We start from the raw sequence: 15,448 nt of genomic DNA, 5'->3' as shown, positions 1-15,448 counted from the left end.
ACCAGCATTGCGGATATAGCAAAAAATGCGTTCGAAATTGAATGACAGCTACTCCATCGAACGTCTGCGCGTGATGGCGAGGCGACGGCTGCCGCGCGGGGTATTCGATTTTTATGACGGTGGCGCTGAAGACGAAGTGACACTTACCGACAACAGCAGCGCCTTTCAGCGGGTGCGTCTGAGCCCCAGGGTACTGCGCGATGTAGCCCAGGTTGACTTGTCCGCGGAGCTCTTTGGTCAACCTCTAAACATACCCATGGCCATCGGCCCTACGGGCGCGGTGGGCTTTGGCTGGCGTGGTGGTGATCTCGATTTGGCGCGCGCTGCAGCCGCCCACGGTATTCCCTACACATTATCCACATCGGCCACCACCTCCATCGAAGAAATCGCCAACCAGGCGCCAGGCCGCCACTGGTTCCAGGCCTACATCTTGCAAGACAAAGATCGCCTGCATGCCCTCATCGATCGCGCGTTGGCGGCCGACTACGAAGGGCTGGTCATCACCGTGGATCTCCCTGTCGGTGGCAAACGTGAACGCGACTTGGCCAATGGACTGAGTTTTCCCATGAAGCTCACGCATCGCAACATCTGTCAGTTCGTGCGCAAACCTTTTTGGTCGCTGGACATGCTGCTGCACAAACCGCCCGTGATGCCCAGCCTGCAAGGTTTGGCGTCGCTGGCCACCGACAAGACCAAAATGCAAGGCGTGGCCGGGCGCAATTACGACCCGTCGTTCGACTTGAACGCGCTGCGCGCCCTGCGCGACCGCTGGCCACGCAAGCTCATCGTAAAAGGCGTGGTTAACCCTGCCGACGTGAACGCCATTCTGGAAATCGGCGTCGACGCATTAGTCGTATCCAACCACGGTGGCCGGCAACTGGACACCTGTGTGGCGACGTTGGACGCGTTGCCCGGGATCGTGCGCGCGGTGAATGGACGTGTTCCCGTAATGCTCGACGGTGGTATCCGCCGAGGCAGCGATGTGTTCAAGGCACGCGCGCTCGGTGCTGACGCCGTACTGCTTGGCCGCGCCACGCTGTATGGCGTGCTGGCGGGCGGCTATGCCGGCGTAGATCGCGCGCTGACGATACTGCGCGATGAACTGACCCGCACTATGCAGCTGTGCGCGACCGCATCCGTTTCCGAGATCGACGGCTCGGTGCTGGCTATCCCTCAAAACTCCCGACCGGACTTCCTTTATGGCAACTGAATTGAAACTCTGCGAAAACCAGGTGATGCTGTTCTTCAGGTACCTGGACGATCGGCAATACGATGCATTGGCGGAGCTGATTGCCCCGCAAGGCGTGTGGCGGCGCCAGGGCAAGGTGCTCACCGGCCCTGGACAGGCTCGGGCAGCGCTGGCGCAGCGCTCGCCTACCATGCGCATCGCCCATCTGATCACCAACCTGGCGTGCAAACTGCAGGACGATCATCGGTGTACGGTCAGCGGATATATGCTGGTGGTGCGTCATGATCCCGGGCCCGCCGTCGCAGGCCCACTGCCACTCAAAGGAATCGAATCGATTCGGGACCTGCGAGTCAGTCTGGAACGCCACGACGGAAAATGGCTGATCAGCGAACTGTCGGCCGAAGACATTATTTTTGCCATGGACGCATAAGGAGCAGACGCAATGAGATGGTTACGCTACAGCCTGGAAGGCAAGACCCGCTATGGCATGCTGGATGAGAATGACCGGATCACGGCGGTAGACGGTTGCCCCTTTCAGGGCTACGAAACGACCTCCACACGCCTGCGCCTGGAAGACGTCAAGATCGAGGTGCCCGTCGTACCGCCCACGTTCTATTGCGTGGGCCTGAACTACACCAAGCACATCAGCACAGAAGGCATGTCCATTCCGAAAAAGCCCGACGTCGGCTACCGTGCGAACAATGCACTCATCGCGCATGGTGAGGACGTCATTATGCCGGCCGATGCAACCCGCGTGCATTATGAGGGCGAGCTAGTTGTCGTGATCGGCAAAAAGGTACGCAATATCTCGGTGGCGGAAGTCAAAGACTGCATCCTCGGCTACACGATCGGCAATGACGTCAGCGAGCGCAATTGGCAAGCCTCGGACCGCACATTCTGGCGCGCCAAGAACGCCGATACGTTCAAACCCATGGGCCCCTGGATTTCCACTGAGGCCGATGTTCCATCAATGCAAACCGTCGTGTCCGTCAATGGAACAGAGTCCACACGTTTCGAAACTGCGGATATGCTATTTGGTGTTGAGGAATTCATCAGCACCATGAGCCGTTATCTCACGCTCTATCCGGGCGACATCGTCTGGATGGGGACCGACGGCCATTCGCCCAATCTGCAGCCTGGAGATCAGGTCGATGTCACGCTGACGGGGCTTGGGACGCTGAGCAATCGTTTTGTCAAAGAGGGGCTTACGTGATGCAAGCAGCTTGGTACGAAAGAAACGGCGCCGCACAGGATGTCCTGCAATTCGGCGAAAAGCCCACCCCCGAGGCCGGCCGCGGCGAAGTCAGGATCCGCGTCGTATGCTCTGGCGTGAACCCGTCGGATGTGAAATCCCGCGCCGGCAGCCGTCCCGTGCGCGACGACTACATCATTCCGCATAGCGATGGCTCCGGTATCGTCGATCAAGTGGGACCCGATGTCAGCACTCATCGAGTCGGCGACCGCGTCTGGGTGTGGAATGCGCAATACAACCGCCCCTACGGGACAGCGGCGGAATACATCACGCTGCCGGCCAACCAGGCCGTGCCCTTACCGCAAGACGTGTCGTTCGAAGCCGGTGCTTGCTTGGGCATCCCTGCGTTGACCGCCTATCGCGCCGTCGAACTCGCGGACCTCGAGCCCGGCAACGCCGTGCTCGTCATCGGAGGCTCGTCCGCCGTGGGCTACTATGCCACGCAGTTGGTGCGTGCCCGCGGCGCGCGTGTCATCACGACGGTAGGCTCTGCAGAGAAAGCAGCATTTATGCATGACGCGGGACTGCCAGATACGGTGCTGTACAAAAAAGAGTCCGTCGCCGAGCGCGTCCTCGCCTTGACCGACGGCAAGGGCGTAAACGCCATCATCGATATGGACTTCTCCACGACCGCGGCGCTGGTCGATGAGGACGTGCTGGCATCGCACGGCAAGTTCGTCTGCTTTGGCTCGAACAACCGCGGGGCCGTGCCCGTCAACTACGCGACCTGGTTGCCACGTTCGTTATCGCTGCATTTCTTCCTGGTGTATCTGCTCACGCCTGCACAGCGCGATCGCGCGGTGCAAGGCGTTCAGGCCTTGCTCAAGGACGGAACGCTGCAACACCATATCGGCCCGAACTTTGCACTATCCGACATCATCAAAGCCCACCAAGCGGTAGAGAACGGGGTTTTTGGCAACGTGATCGTCAATTGCCAGTGAGAATTTCCTCGATCATCCTTACTCCCATAGCCAGTCCGTCCTCGCTAACCATAGCCCGCCCCACAACGCCAGCACAATCGACAACGGCGGGCTGCTCCACAAATGAAATAGCATCGCCAAGAACCGCAGCATTCAAGCGAACAGGCGACACTGCAGGCGCCGCTACTCCCAGCCTATACAGCCGATCCGCCCAGAAAAACTGATCCCCCGCAAACGGCATGACAATGGATGGCTTGCCTGCCCTCGCAGCGGAATGCGACGTCCCCGAACCGCCATGATGGATCACAGCCGTCACTCTGGGGAACAGCCAGTCATGCGGCGTAGCATCAATGCGCAAGACATTTTCCGGAAGTGTCATCGATCCCGTATCACTCCACCCCGGCCAAACCACGGCACGACGACCGTTCAATGCTTTGATGACAGTTTCAAGCATGCGCGACAGATGGATGCCAGTCATGCTGCCAAAGCCCACGTAGATCGGCGCAGGGCCCGCATCGAGAAACTGCGTCAACTCCGCGGGCGGGATGAAATCGGTACTCAGCGGCGGCACCCATTGACCACACATTACGGCGTTATCCGGCCAGTCTTTAGGCTGCGGCAATAGCGTGGGTGAAATGCCATACAGCATCGGATGCTCCGTCCAAAGCTTTACTCTGGGCGGCAACCCCAGCACATCGGCCCTGGCACGATTGAGTGCTTTCCTGAGACCCAACCACAGCAACTGATTCGTCAGGGCGAGGCTGGCTCTGTTCAATCGGGCAGGAACCCAAGCGGAAGGCAGAAACGGAGATGGAAATTCTCTCGACGGCGTCAGCGGAATCATCCCGGCGCCAATGGCCGGCACCGCCAAACGTTCCGCAACGGACAATCCGACAAAGCCAGCCAGCCCTGACACCACAATGGCATCGCAGCCCTGTGTAGCCTCGAACGTCTGTGCCATCCACGCTGCGGCGTTCGCATTGGTCAACGCTACGAGCGCCTTCGCTGTGCCTCGTGCGCCCGACTGGCTCCATCGGGTAAACAATGCTCGAATATCCCCGTCCAACGGCGCGGCCGGCACTGCGAGGCGATGCGCCAATCCCAGTGATCGCGCCTCTCCCAGCAAGGAAACCTCATGCCCGGCTTGAATCAAGGCGTGGCTCAACGCAACCAATGGGCGCGTATCCCCGTCGGTGCCGTATGTCAGGACGACTATTTTCATGGGCTTTCAACGCTAAAGTAAACGACGTATACTTTTAGCATATCATTTTTCACCCGCCGCAACATCATCACGCATGCCACGCAAGCTCATACGACCCGACCGCCGCGCAGAGATCCCTACGCACATCCAGCGTGTTGCTCAGCAACTGTTCCAATCGCATGGCTATACGCATGTGACGATGGAACAGATCGCCGGCCAGGCAACCGTGTCCAAACGCACCTTGTACAAATATTTCCCTGTAAAGGAGACGCTATTGGAGCGCGTGCTGGAGGATGAATTGGCAAAGGATTTGGCGCAGCAGGATTTCCACATTGATAGCCAAGCCAGCTTCCGCAGTAGTGTCTTGGACTTGTTGCACGGATCTGCGCAGTGGTGCGAGCAGCACACGGATTACTTGCTGCCTTATATCCGGCACAAGTTTGCGACTTTCGATCCGAGCGCAGCAGCAGAGAAAGACACAGGCCTCTTGCCCGTCTGGCAGATGTTGATCGCCGCAGCGCAAGAACGAGGAGAACTACGCGCTGAGCGCCCAGCAGAGCAGCTTGGGACTTATTTCCACTACTTGTATCTCGGCGCGCTGATGCGCTGGCTCACAGAGCCTCGTCTCGATCTACGCCAGGAATTCGATATGGTGGTTGCTCTGTTCGTCGATGGGGCGCGTCTGAATTGCCCCACCAACATTTCGTCATCGCCCCGCCGTTGACTCCCTTTCAATGATGCCAAACCCGACATCGATAAATTGTTCCTTGGGTGTCTCCCCCCTGCAGCGGGCAAGGAGAATGCGGGCAGCTTCTGCGCCGATCCGGGAACCATCGACGTGCACCGTCGTAAGCGTGGGCATCAGATAGCTTGAAAAACTCGTACCGCCAAAGCCGCACACAGCCAGGTCCTCGGGCACTCGCAAACCACGTGCGCGAGCCTCTATCAGCACACCTTCTGCAAGCGTGTCGGAACTGCAAAAGATCGCCCGCATCGACGGATATTTCTCCAGGAGCTCAGCAGCAGCTCGCCTGCCCGATCCAACATTACTCGGTGCCGGCACGAACGCGGTGGGCACATCATGCCCGATTCGATCGATAAAGCCCTGTTGGCGTATCAAGGCCCGTTGATCGTCTCCGGTCGCCACGCCAACCCGCGTCCATCCCTTGCCCAGGAAGTAATCCGCGACGGCGCGGCCTACATTCAGGTGGGAAAAACCGACAAGCATGTCGAACGGTTCATCGGTGATATCCCATGTCTCCACCAGTGGAATTCCCGCCGCTCGAACCCGCTCCCTTGCCGGCGTGTCACTCAGAAGGCCAGCCATCACTATGCCATCGACCTGCCGTCCAACCATGGAGTTAAGCAGGTCCGCTTCGCGTGCCCTGTCGTAGCCCGTCTGCCCCAGCAATAGTTGATACCCCTCCCGGTCCAACAGTTGGGTCAACGCTTCTATCGTTGGCAGAAACTGCTGGACTGAGATGATTGGAACAAGCGCAGCCACCGTTCGACTACGGCGCGATTTGAGCCCTCCCGCTAGCAGATTAGGGATATACCCGACCGCCTCAGCAGCGGCCTGTACTCGCTCCACTGTCTTGGCTGAAACGCGGCCAGGATTGCCCAATGCACGCGACGCAGTAATGAGGGAGACACCGGCTTCACGGGCGACTTCACGCAGGGTTATCGACTTTTGTTTGACGGAAGGCATTGAACTGAGAACCAGGGTAAACCCCAGTAAAAAAAGGTTTGATGGAGCGATTGGACAACGTTATCATTTTTTCCGATGACGCACTGAACATTAGTGATGCAGGGATCAAACAGGGTCCTCTTTTTAATCATGATATGGCTCAGTGCACATTTTTTCCCCAAAAATGACAACGTTGTCCATTGATCCGACGACGTGAATAGTTCCGACCTCAAGAGACACAAAATGAACTCACCCCTAGCAGCCGACAGCATCAGCTGGATACGTATTTCCTCATGCTACCTGCCACTGGCGACCCCGATCAGCGATGCCAAGGTATTGACTGGCCGGCAAAAGCCCATGACCGAAGTAGCGCTGCTTTTCGTCGAGCTTCAGACCAAAGATGGCCATGAAGGTCTGGGTATCAGCTACTCGAAACGGGCGGGTGGTCCGGGGCAATTCGCACACGCCAAGGAAATCGCGCCGGTCCTGTTGGGCGAGGATCCCAGCGATATCGGCCGTCTCTGGGTCAAGCTGGCTTGGGCGGGGGCATCCGTCGGCCGTAGTGGGCTGTCGACCCAGGCCATCGCGGCTTTCGACGTCGCACTCTATGACCTGAAGGCTCGCCGCGCCAACCTTCCGCTGGCAAAATTGCTGGGCGCCTATCGCGACTCCGTGGCTTGCTACAACACCTCAGGCGGCTTTCTGCATACGCCGACCGAGCAGTTGCTGGTGAATGCCTCGGCGTCCCGCGAAAGAGGAATCGGCGGTATCAAGCTCAAGGTTGGCCAGCCAGACCGCCAGTTGGACATCCGTCGTGTGGAAGCCGTACGCAAACATCTGGGTGACGACGTGCCGCTGATGGTCGACGCCAACCAACAATGGGACCGCCCTACCGCCCAACGCATGTGCCGAATCTTCGAACAGTTCAACCTGGTGTGGATCGAAGAACCTTTGGACGCCTACGATCATGAAGGGCACGCGGCTCTAGCTGCTGCATTTGACACACCTATCGCCACCGGTGAAATGCTGACGAGTGCAGCGGAACATGGCGACCTCATCCGCCACCGCGCCGCCGACTATATCCAGCCCGATGCGCCTCGCGTCGGTGGAATTACGCCCTTTCTCAAGATTCTTTCGCAAGCCGACAGCGCGGGTTTGATGCTCGCTCCCCACTTCGCGATGGAATTGCATGTCCACCTTGCTGCGATCTATCCGACCGAACCGTGGGTCGAACACTTCGACTGGTTGGAACCTCTCTTCCACGAACGCCTGGAGACGAGCAATGGCCGCATGCTGGTGCCCAACCGGCCAGGCCTTGGCCTGACGCTGACGGACCAGGCACGCACCTGGACCCGCGAGCAAGTCGAGGTGGGTAAGCGCGCCTAGACGCATCACGACCAGCCCAGCCCCCGCGTCCTGCGGGGACTCATACCTATTCAAGTGCTGACACCAATACTGAGGAGATATCTAAATGATGAGACGCCTGTTTTCCACTCTGCTTGCCTTCAGCGTCGCGATGGTGGCGCCAGCGGTCGCCACGGCAGCCGACACTGCGGCCGCTTGGCCCAACAAGCCCGTTACGTTCTTGGTCCCGTTCCCACCGGGCGGTTCGACAGACCTCATCGCTCGAACCGTCGCTCAGAAGGTCGGAGACAAGCTGGGCGGCACGTTCCTGACCGAGAACAAGCCCGGAGCGGGGGGCACAGTTGGGGCTGCTTATGCGAAGCGAGCGGCGCCCGATGGTGACACCATCCTCGTGTCGTCGCTCGGCCCGTTCGTCATCTCGCCTCATCTGGTATCCAATCCTGGCTACGACGCACGCAAGGACTTCGACTTCATCACCGTTGCGGTCCAAGCGCCCAACGTTCTGGTCGTTAATGCGAACTCACCATTCAAGTCGTTGAAAGACGTCATCGAGTATCTCAAAGCCAATCCAGGCAAGATGACGTTCGCGTCGGCGGGCAACGGCACCTCGGATCACTTGACTGCGGCGCTGTTCTGGCAGGAAACGCAGACCGAAGGCACGCACGTTCCTTATAGGGGTGGCGCACCAGCGATCGTCGATCTGCTAGGTGGTCAGGTAGATGCGTCGTTCTCGAATATCAATACGTGCCTTACGCACGTACAGTCTGGTAAGTTGCGTGCGCTGGCTGTCACCAGCGCCAAGCGCTCTCCCCTGCTGCCTGACGTACCGACGATGGAAGAACAGGGCTTGAAAGGTGTCACGGTCACATCCTGGCAAGCGTTTGCTGCACCCAAAGGGCTGCCGGTCACTATCCGCGACAAGCTCCGTAACGCGATCGTCGAAAGCCTCAATGACCCATCCATCAAACCCAAGTTGTTGGAGCTGGGTTTCGAGATCGTCGGAAACACCCCCGCCGAGTTCGAGAAATTCCAGGCAGAAGAATATGATCGTTGGAAACGCGTGATCGAAGTCGGCCACATTACGACGAATTAATTAAGCCGGCGAGGTCACAACCTCTAGCGGGAGGGCAGCTCATCTTCCCTCCCGGGCCACCGGCCCGCCCGAGGCCGCTGCCCCCCCTTGTCACGCAACCCCAATTCCCATCAGCCCCTTCAGGTTCTCGCCTCTTTCGAATGCCAATTCTGCGGCATCTCGAACAGTCCATCATCTCGCCTCGCACGCAGGTACTGAAGCTCCTCTGGCGGTATCACCATCTGAAGCCATTGGCCGTCGCCCGCCAGATCCAAACCCGGGCCGCCATTGTTGTACAGCGCGGCCTTCAAGAATCCCAAATCACCGGAATTCATTATGTTCCACTTGCAGCGCAACAACGGACGCGTGGCATAGATTTTCAGGATCGTTCGCTTGGCACTGCTGTCGAGCCATGGGTTCCTCGCCTCGCCGGTAAGCCAGCTGACGATTTGAACAAATCGTGGCTGACGCGCGCGGGAGGGCGCAGTCGCTTGTTCAGCCCCCCAGTTCGGCAGCTTGCCATTCATTTTTGCGACATAGAACCCCCGGCCGATCTGCCCCGTCGGCGGCAGAAACCGCTCCTGGACTCCTACTGTGAGAATGTTGACGGCCGACGCCTCGCTCGTGCCGTGATAGCCGATGAAGTACATGCAAAGCCTCCGCTTTTCGTTGGGTTTCGCTCTACTACTTTTTAGCACAACGTCGAGCACCTGCCAGTCTTTGTCATACCATCTTTCATTGTTGTAGGAGCTAGCTCCTCCCAGGCGGGATCAGAGCTTGTAGCCGCCACTCGCCTCGATTACCGAAAGGCCAAGGCGGATCAAGTCGTCGGCGTTCCCGCCATATTCATGGTCTACGACGTGGTGCAACAGAACGCCGGCCTGCTCCAGTTGCCGGGCGCCCTTGAGCGGGCCGGCGTTGACAGGCTTGAAGCCGGCATCAGCGATCAAACCGCGCGTCAGCAGCCCAGCCGCTGCGTCGTCACTGACATAGAAGACATTCGGTTGTACCAGCGACTTCGACCACGCAGCGGCCTCAAGCAGCGGCGCCGCCAACAGGTTGAATGACTTGACGATCCGAGCCTTCGGCAAGCGCTGTTGCAAGACCTCGGAGGTCGAGTTGTCGCGCATAAAGTCCAGATCGTGGAAATGCACGAACTCGGCAGTAACGCCGAGCGGGTTCATCGTTTCGATCACGACCTTGCCATCGAGCGCATCGTCCACTTCGTTGACGATCGCATCGACTCTCGGCCAGTAGATGGAGAACAGAACGACCTCGCCGAATTCGGCGGCCTCGCGAATCGTGCCGAGCCGGGCCCTGTCACCCAATTCTGCAAGCAACGGGGCGATCTTTCGATCCTCGCCGTCCTTCGCAATGACGAGGTCATGACCTGCGGCTGCCCAGGCTCTCGCCAGGCGACTGCCGACATTGCCTGCATTCAAAATACCGATCTTCATTTGCTTTCTAACTTCCGAATAGTGCATTGGAAGCACTACTCTAGGGGTGATAGGAAGATAGATAAATAGCAACAAGAGCTACAGACTGTTGTCTACAAAAGCATCAATAGTCCTGCGCAGACGAGGCCCCATCAGTGGCAATAAACGGTCCGACTACGCACGGGGCCATTGTGTTGCAATCGCCGAATCCGCGAGCATCGCATCGGCAATATCCAGCATCGCTCGCAAGCGATCCATATGTCGCAGATCGTGATGGTAGCCCACCCATATATCTCGGGGTGGAATCTCATCTGGTGTTTCGACACGCTGCAGCCCGGACATTGCATCGCCAAGCGGCCTTGGCAGTACGGCAACGCCCATGCCGCGCAGGCACATCTGCGCCTGAACAGCTCGGCTCGTGCTTGTGAAGACACGCCGTGAATGTGGAAACCTGTCGAGTAGCCAGACGACATCAGGAAAATGGGATTGCGCCGTATTCATCAGAATAAGCCCCACAGAACTCGGATCGTCCCGCATTGCACGCGCGGTTTCGGCCGAGCCATAAAGACCATATGACATCGTCATCAGCCGGCGTTGAACAATGTCCGGCTCGGTGAAGGGAACGATGCGAAAGGCCACGTCGGCATCACGGCGCGATAGGTTGAGCAATCGATAGCTCGCGATCACCTCTGGCACAACGGCTGGATGGCGATGCGTCAGTTCGGCCAGGACAGGGGCCAGCACATAGCCGGCAAACCACTCTGCGCAAGATATCCGCAGGATACCTTCGAGTCGCTCGTGATTGCCTGCCAGACGCCTTTCCATTGCCAAGGCGGAGTTCTCCATGGACTCCGCCAACGCGAGTACAGTGTCTCCGGCGTCCGTGAGCACCAGTCCATCTCCCGTTCTGCGAAAGAGCGGCTGCTCTGCCTCGTCTTCGAGTGCCTTTATCCGGCGCCCGACCGTTGGATGACTCACGCCTAAGCTGCGGGCAGCCTCGCCGAAAGATCCGCAGCGGACGACTGCCAGATAGATTCGAACATCGCTCCATTCCATGCCATAGACCCTGTGCGTTCAAAAATGTACAACCAATATACAAAAATGGCAGTTCTCAAACAATTCTGTTGATATCAACATACCACCCTAGCGTTGGAATGAACTGTTGAGCGCACGATTAAGCGAAAGGGAAAAGGCATGAAAAAGACTTGGTTGATAACCGGTTGTTCGAGCGGCTTCGGGCGGCATTTGGCTCAGGAGGCAGCAGCCCGCGGAGACGAGGTCGTAGCAACGGCACGGAACCTGGATACCCTGAGAGATCTGGCGCAGCGCTACCCCAATACGGTGCGCCTTGCTTCTCTGGACGTCACCAGGCCAGAGACGATACGGGCTGCCATAGCGATGACAGAGGAGACCTTTGGCAAACTGAACGTACTGGTCAACAATGCCGGACATGGGTTCATGGGAGCGATTGAGGAGGCTACGTCAGACGAATATCGCCCTCTGTTCGAGGTCAACGTTTTTGGCCTGATTGAGGTGACACGTGCCGCGCTGCCACTAATGCGTCGCACCAAAGGAGGTCGGATCGTGAACCTCTCATCTGGAGCCGGCATCCTCGGCACGGGTGGGCGTGGTTATTACAACGCAACTAAATTTGCGGTTGAAGGCTTGTCAGAGGCACTCGCGCAAGAAGTAGCGCCTATGGATATTCGGGTGTTGATCGTCGAGCCGGGGCCGTTTCGCACCGAGTTCCTGGGGCGCTCTATCGCGGTCGCCAGACAGAAGCTCGAGGCCTATGCGGCAAGCGGAGGCGCCGCCCGCATCTATCGCGAGAGCAACGACGGACGACAACTGGGGGACCCGAGCAAAGCTGTCGCCGTGATGATTCGGGCGATCGATGCCGATGATCCGCCACTGCACTTACCGATCGGCCCACATGCGCACTCACAGGCAGAACGCAAGTTGGAAATGTTCCGTCGAGATATTGATGCGTGGCGCGAGATGTCCATCGCCACGGATTTCGATTGACGACGATCCGACGAAGTCGAACGCCTCTATCATTGGGCACCCCCAGGATTCAACATAACCAGCCGTGCTCTCAGTTCTGCTAACCTCATGGCATGTCCCAGAGCAAACACGAAACAATCGCCTTCCGGAACTCTGCAGAATTGAGCGAGTGGTTGATGAGTCATCATCAGCACAGCAGCGAGGTGTGGGTGCAGATATTCAAGAAAGGATCTGGCAAGCAATCGGTCACGTGGACAGACTGCGTGATCGAAGCTATCCGTTTTGGCTGGATCGATGGGCAAAAGCTGCCGCTAGATGAGGCTTCGTTTATGCAACGTCTAACGCCTCGAAAGCAGAAGTCAAACTGGTCTGCCAAGAACCGCGAGCATGCGACTCGGCTCATCGCAGAGGGGCGAATGACGCCTGCGGGCCTCGCTCATGTCGAGGCGGCAAAGGCTGGTGGTCAATGGGATAGCGCCTACGAAGGCTCCGCCGCCATGACCATCCCGCAAGACTTTCTGGATGCTCTGGAGGCAATACCTGCCGCTCTGGCCTTTTTCCAGACGTTGGATCGCAAGAACCTCTATTCGATCTACTATCGGCTTCACACGGCCAAGCGTCCCGAGACACGCGCCAGGCGGTTGTCAAAAATCCTTGCCCAGCTTGAGCGCGGCGAGCGGTTCCATTGAGGCAGAGACGGTCAAGCCCTCTTACAGCGGCTGCACTACAACATACATCGGCTAGCGTTGTTTATCCAGGCTCATTAGGGCGCCAGCTTCCGCAGAATCTCGTGCGGCCTGTTGACTGCGCCAGTGGGTAGCGCTGCAACCGAACGATTGCTGAAACCAACGAGAAAATGAGCTCAGGCTTTCAAAGCCTGTTTGGTCGGCAATCATGGCTAGCGAACTGGTGGTTTCTGCCAACGCACGAGTCGCAATATCCGCTCGCACGCATTGGAGAATCCGCGAGAACGTCACCCCCTCGCTCGACAAATGCCGACTCACCGTCCTGCGGTCCATGTTGAAATGGGCCGCCAACGATTCCGCATCACAACCGCCCTCATCCAACATTTTTCTCATCTGCCGCTCGACCTTGTTCGAGAAACTGGTCACTGAGCGCTTCATGATGGGAGTCAGCTGCTGCATGGCGAGGCGTCTGAGAAACGGGGATGACGTCACCGGCGTGCGCTGCAGGATGCTTTCGTTGATGACCAACCCAGACAAGACCTGCTTGTATTGAACCGGACACTTAAAAAATCGCTGAAATACTCGCATGTTGGGGGGCTTGGCGAATGCGAGCGCAATCATATCGGGTTGAAAATCTTCGCCCAGCAGCCAGCGCACCAACATCGTTATACCCACCAATGCAAATTGCGTACATTGAAAGGATTCTTCTCGTGTGCGTGCCGAGATCTCGATCACTACCAGAGGATTCTGAAAGCGTTTATCCAACTGGATAAAGGTTCCGTCGGCATGCAGTGTCAAATGGGACGTGTAGAAATTGATCGCTTGCTCAACGGTTTCAGCCTCGCGCATTAACAGCGTGACCTCTCCCAGGTTGGGCATGCCACGCTGAATCGCGGCGCGTGTCGCAAAGTCTGGACAACCGGCCGCTCGAGCACATTCGGCCAGGAGTCTCAGAAATGCGTCGAAGGAAATTTGAGTTTCCAGATCCTCCATACAGGCGATATCCAGGCCCACGCCGGCCAACATTTTTACGGGATCTAATCCCACAGCCCTGGCAGCCTCCGGGAAACCTACCAGCGTGGCGCTTCGGATCGTTCTTCTGTTTCGCGCTTCCATTGCTTATTCCCCAACCGACGCGGCCGATGGCAGTACGAATAGTAATAGATCTGCTGCTGCGTTCGACCTGCGCCGCACGGGCATGGTCCCGCCGGCGATTACTTCAATTTGGCAAAGGCAGTTTCTCGCGCAAACAGTGTGACTATGCCTGACAACAGCGCACCACCCATCAGGTAATACACCGGTGCAATCGGCGTCTCGAATTTTTGAATCAACCACACGGCTACGAATGGCGCGAAGCCCCCAAACAACGTCACCGAAACACCGTACCCGATGCTCATCCAGGTCGTCCGATTGCGAGTCGGGAACATCTCGACCAACGTCGTTGGCAATCCACCCGCGATAGCTGCGAGGATCACCGAGAATACACATTGCACCAACAGCAGGTCTTTCAGTGTTGCGGGCGTCAACGACACTAGATGGTTAAAAGCCGGGTAAGAAGCGAGCAATGCAAACACGCAGGAAAACATCAGGACGGTCTTGCGGCCTATCAGGTCAGATATCTGGCCAAACACTGGCGTCAGCACCGCCAGCAGCAATAGTCCCACGGTATTGGCCCACAATGCCTCGGATGCCGTCACCTGCAGATTCGACGTCACCCACGTAGGCATGTAGAACAACAGTATGTAGAAGCTGACATTGGACAGCACTGACATGCCGCATGCTTTGACCGCCAGCTTGAACCCCGCACCGTCCTGCAGCATGGGGATCGGACGCTCTTGCAACGCAGCCGCTTGCTCGAAAGCGGGCGTCTCGTCGATGGATCGGCGCATCCACAGTGCAAAGGGTCCGATGACGCAGCCGATGATAAAGGGCATGCGCCATCCCCACTGAAGCATTTCTTCGGGCGTTAACAGTGAATTGAGCACGGCGGCCACACCAGATCCCAGCAACAAGCCACCGACGACACCGACCATGTGCAGGCTGCCGTACAGGCCGCGGCGCCGTTCGGGCGCCCATTCGACGATGAAGCTGATCGCCCCGCTCCATTCACCACCAGCGGAGAACCCCTGCAGCAGACGCGCCAACACCAGCAATGCTGGCGCGATGATGCCCGCGCTTGCGTACGTAGGCAGTATTGCCAATAGCAGCGTTCCCGCTGCCATCATGTAGACGGTCAATAACAAGGCAGCCTTGCGGCCCCGGGTATCGCCAATTCGACCGATCACAATGCTGCCCAAAGGGCGGGCGACAAACCCAACTCCGAATACTGCAAACGACGCCAACAAGGCCGTCGCCGGATCGCTGGAGGGAAAGAAGTTCTTTGCAATCAAACCCGCAACGAATGCATAGACTGCGAAGTCGTACCACTCCAATACATTGCCCATCACCGGTGCCAGGATCGTACGCACGCTCGCTATGCTGGGCCTCGTAGTCGCGTTAGACGGCCCTGGGTGAGCGGCAGCGTTGACCGCGGGTATTTGTGTAGACATTTCGCCCTCGAAAGGTTGGTTAGGACCAGCGTTCTTGTTTCTTGTGAGGGCACAACCCATCTCCCGATTTGTGCTTCGTATCAGTCT

At 57.9% G+C, this 15,448-nt stretch carries 16 protein-coding genes; 9 read left to right on the top strand and 7 right to left on the bottom strand.

The features are described from left to right. Positions 1–25 precede the first annotated feature (25 nt). The 4 genes from ACNA0J_RS02460 to ACNA0J_RS02445 are packed head-to-tail and all read left to right on the top strand — an operon-like array spanning position 26 to position 3,382. Complete coding sequence (locus ACNA0J_RS02460) at positions 26–1,210, top strand: alpha-hydroxy acid oxidase (RefSeq protein ID WP_415816037.1); 1,185 nt, start codon at positions 26–28, stop codon at positions 1,208–1,210. Continuing rightward, entirely contained in the window at positions 1,200–1,619 is a 420-nt protein-coding gene (locus ACNA0J_RS02455; protein ID WP_415816035.1) for a nuclear transport factor 2 family protein, read from the top strand. Before ACNA0J_RS02460 ends, ACNA0J_RS02455 begins: the two co-directional genes overlap by 11 nt. Before the next feature lie 12 nt (positions 1,620–1,631). Beyond that, positions 1,632–2,402: a fumarylacetoacetate hydrolase family protein gene (locus ACNA0J_RS02450; RefSeq protein WP_415816033.1), complete on the top strand. Its 771-nt coding sequence runs from the start codon at positions 1,632–1,634 to the stop codon at positions 2,400–2,402. Then, on the top strand, positions 2,402–3,382 hold the full coding sequence (locus ACNA0J_RS02445) for an NADPH:quinone reductase (protein ID WP_415816508.1): 981 nt from the start codon (positions 2,402–2,404) through the stop codon (positions 3,380–3,382). Before ACNA0J_RS02450 ends, ACNA0J_RS02445 begins: the two co-directional genes overlap by 1 nt. On the opposite strand, the gene ACNA0J_RS02440 is transcribed toward ACNA0J_RS02445, so the two are convergent. Further along, positions 3,369–4,583, bottom strand: coding sequence for a glycosyltransferase (locus ACNA0J_RS02440; protein ID WP_415816031.1), 1,215 nt, complete (start codon positions 4,581–4,583; stop codon positions 3,369–3,371). The two genes, ACNA0J_RS02445 and ACNA0J_RS02440, sit on opposite strands and share 14 nt — an antisense overlap. Before the next feature lie 73 nt (positions 4,584–4,656). On the opposite strand from ACNA0J_RS02440, the gene ACNA0J_RS02435 reads away from it, so the two are divergent. Then, complete coding sequence (locus ACNA0J_RS02435) at positions 4,657–5,286, top strand: TetR/AcrR family transcriptional regulator (RefSeq protein ID WP_415816029.1); 630 nt, start codon at positions 4,657–4,659, stop codon at positions 5,284–5,286. Here ACNA0J_RS02435 and ACNA0J_RS02430 read toward each other — a convergent pair. Continuing rightward, positions 5,269–6,270 carry a LacI family DNA-binding transcriptional regulator gene (locus ACNA0J_RS02430; RefSeq protein ID WP_415816027.1) on the bottom strand — a complete coding sequence of 334 codons (1,002 nt, stop codon included), beginning with the start codon at positions 6,268–6,270 and terminating at the stop codon, positions 5,269–5,271. The genes ACNA0J_RS02435 and ACNA0J_RS02430 overlap by 18 nt on opposite strands. Positions 6,271–6,492: 222 nt before the next feature. Here ACNA0J_RS02430 and ACNA0J_RS02425 point away from each other — a divergent pair, with 222 nt between their 5' ends. Next, positions 6,493–7,635: an L-talarate/galactarate dehydratase gene (locus ACNA0J_RS02425; protein ID WP_415816025.1), complete on the top strand. Its 1,143-nt coding sequence runs from the start codon at positions 6,493–6,495 to the stop codon at positions 7,633–7,635. Positions 7,636–7,723: 88 nt separating this feature from the next. Continuing rightward, positions 7,724–8,707, top strand: coding sequence for a Bug family tripartite tricarboxylate transporter substrate binding protein (locus ACNA0J_RS02420; RefSeq protein WP_415816506.1), 984 nt, complete (start codon positions 7,724–7,726; stop codon positions 8,705–8,707). A 119-nt stretch (positions 8,708–8,826) separates the two neighbouring features. On the opposite strand, the gene ACNA0J_RS02415 is transcribed toward ACNA0J_RS02420, so the two are convergent. The 3 genes from ACNA0J_RS02415 to ACNA0J_RS02405 form a co-directional block, all read right to left on the bottom strand. Continuing rightward, positions 8,827–9,336 carry a hypothetical protein gene (locus ACNA0J_RS02415; RefSeq protein WP_415816023.1) on the bottom strand — a complete coding sequence of 170 codons (510 nt, stop codon included), beginning with the start codon at positions 9,334–9,336 and terminating at the stop codon, positions 8,827–8,829. Positions 9,337–9,456: 120 nt separating this feature from the next. Beyond that, on the bottom strand, positions 9,457–10,143 hold the full coding sequence (locus tag ACNA0J_RS02410) for an NADPH-dependent F420 reductase (protein ID WP_415816021.1): 687 nt from the start codon (positions 10,141–10,143) through the stop codon (positions 9,457–9,459). Between the two features lie 153 nt (positions 10,144–10,296). After that, entirely contained in the window at positions 10,297–11,178 is an 882-nt protein-coding gene (locus ACNA0J_RS02405; RefSeq protein ID WP_415816019.1) for a LysR family transcriptional regulator, read from the bottom strand. 138 nt (positions 11,179–11,316) lie between these two features. On the opposite strand from ACNA0J_RS02405, the gene ACNA0J_RS02400 reads away from it, so the two are divergent. Further along, positions 11,317–12,147: an oxidoreductase gene (locus ACNA0J_RS02400; RefSeq protein ID WP_415816017.1), complete on the top strand. Its 831-nt coding sequence runs from the start codon at positions 11,317–11,319 to the stop codon at positions 12,145–12,147. A 155-nt stretch (positions 12,148–12,302) separates the two neighbouring features. After that, complete coding sequence (locus tag ACNA0J_RS02395) at positions 12,303–12,815, top strand: YdeI/OmpD-associated family protein (protein ID WP_415816015.1); 513 nt, start codon at positions 12,303–12,305, stop codon at positions 12,813–12,815. A 51-nt stretch (positions 12,816–12,866) separates the two neighbouring features. Here ACNA0J_RS02395 and ACNA0J_RS02390 read toward each other — a convergent pair whose 3' ends face one another. Further along, entirely contained in the window at positions 12,867–13,859 is a 993-nt protein-coding gene (locus ACNA0J_RS02390; protein ID WP_415816013.1) for an AraC family transcriptional regulator ligand-binding domain-containing protein, read from the bottom strand. A 167-nt stretch (positions 13,860–14,026) separates the two neighbouring features. Next, a complete protein-coding gene (locus ACNA0J_RS02385; RefSeq protein WP_415816011.1) occupies positions 14,027–15,280 on the bottom strand; it encodes an MFS transporter in 1,254 nt (417 codons plus the stop codon). Between the last annotated feature and the right edge of the window lie 168 nt (positions 15,281–15,448).

It is taken from the genome of Bordetella tumbae (genome assembly GCF_965139195.1).
GTDB lineage: Bacteria > Pseudomonadota > Gammaproteobacteria > Burkholderiales > Burkholderiaceae_B > Bordetella_A > Bordetella_A tumbae.
This window is presented reverse-complemented; position numbering and strand designations above follow the sequence as displayed.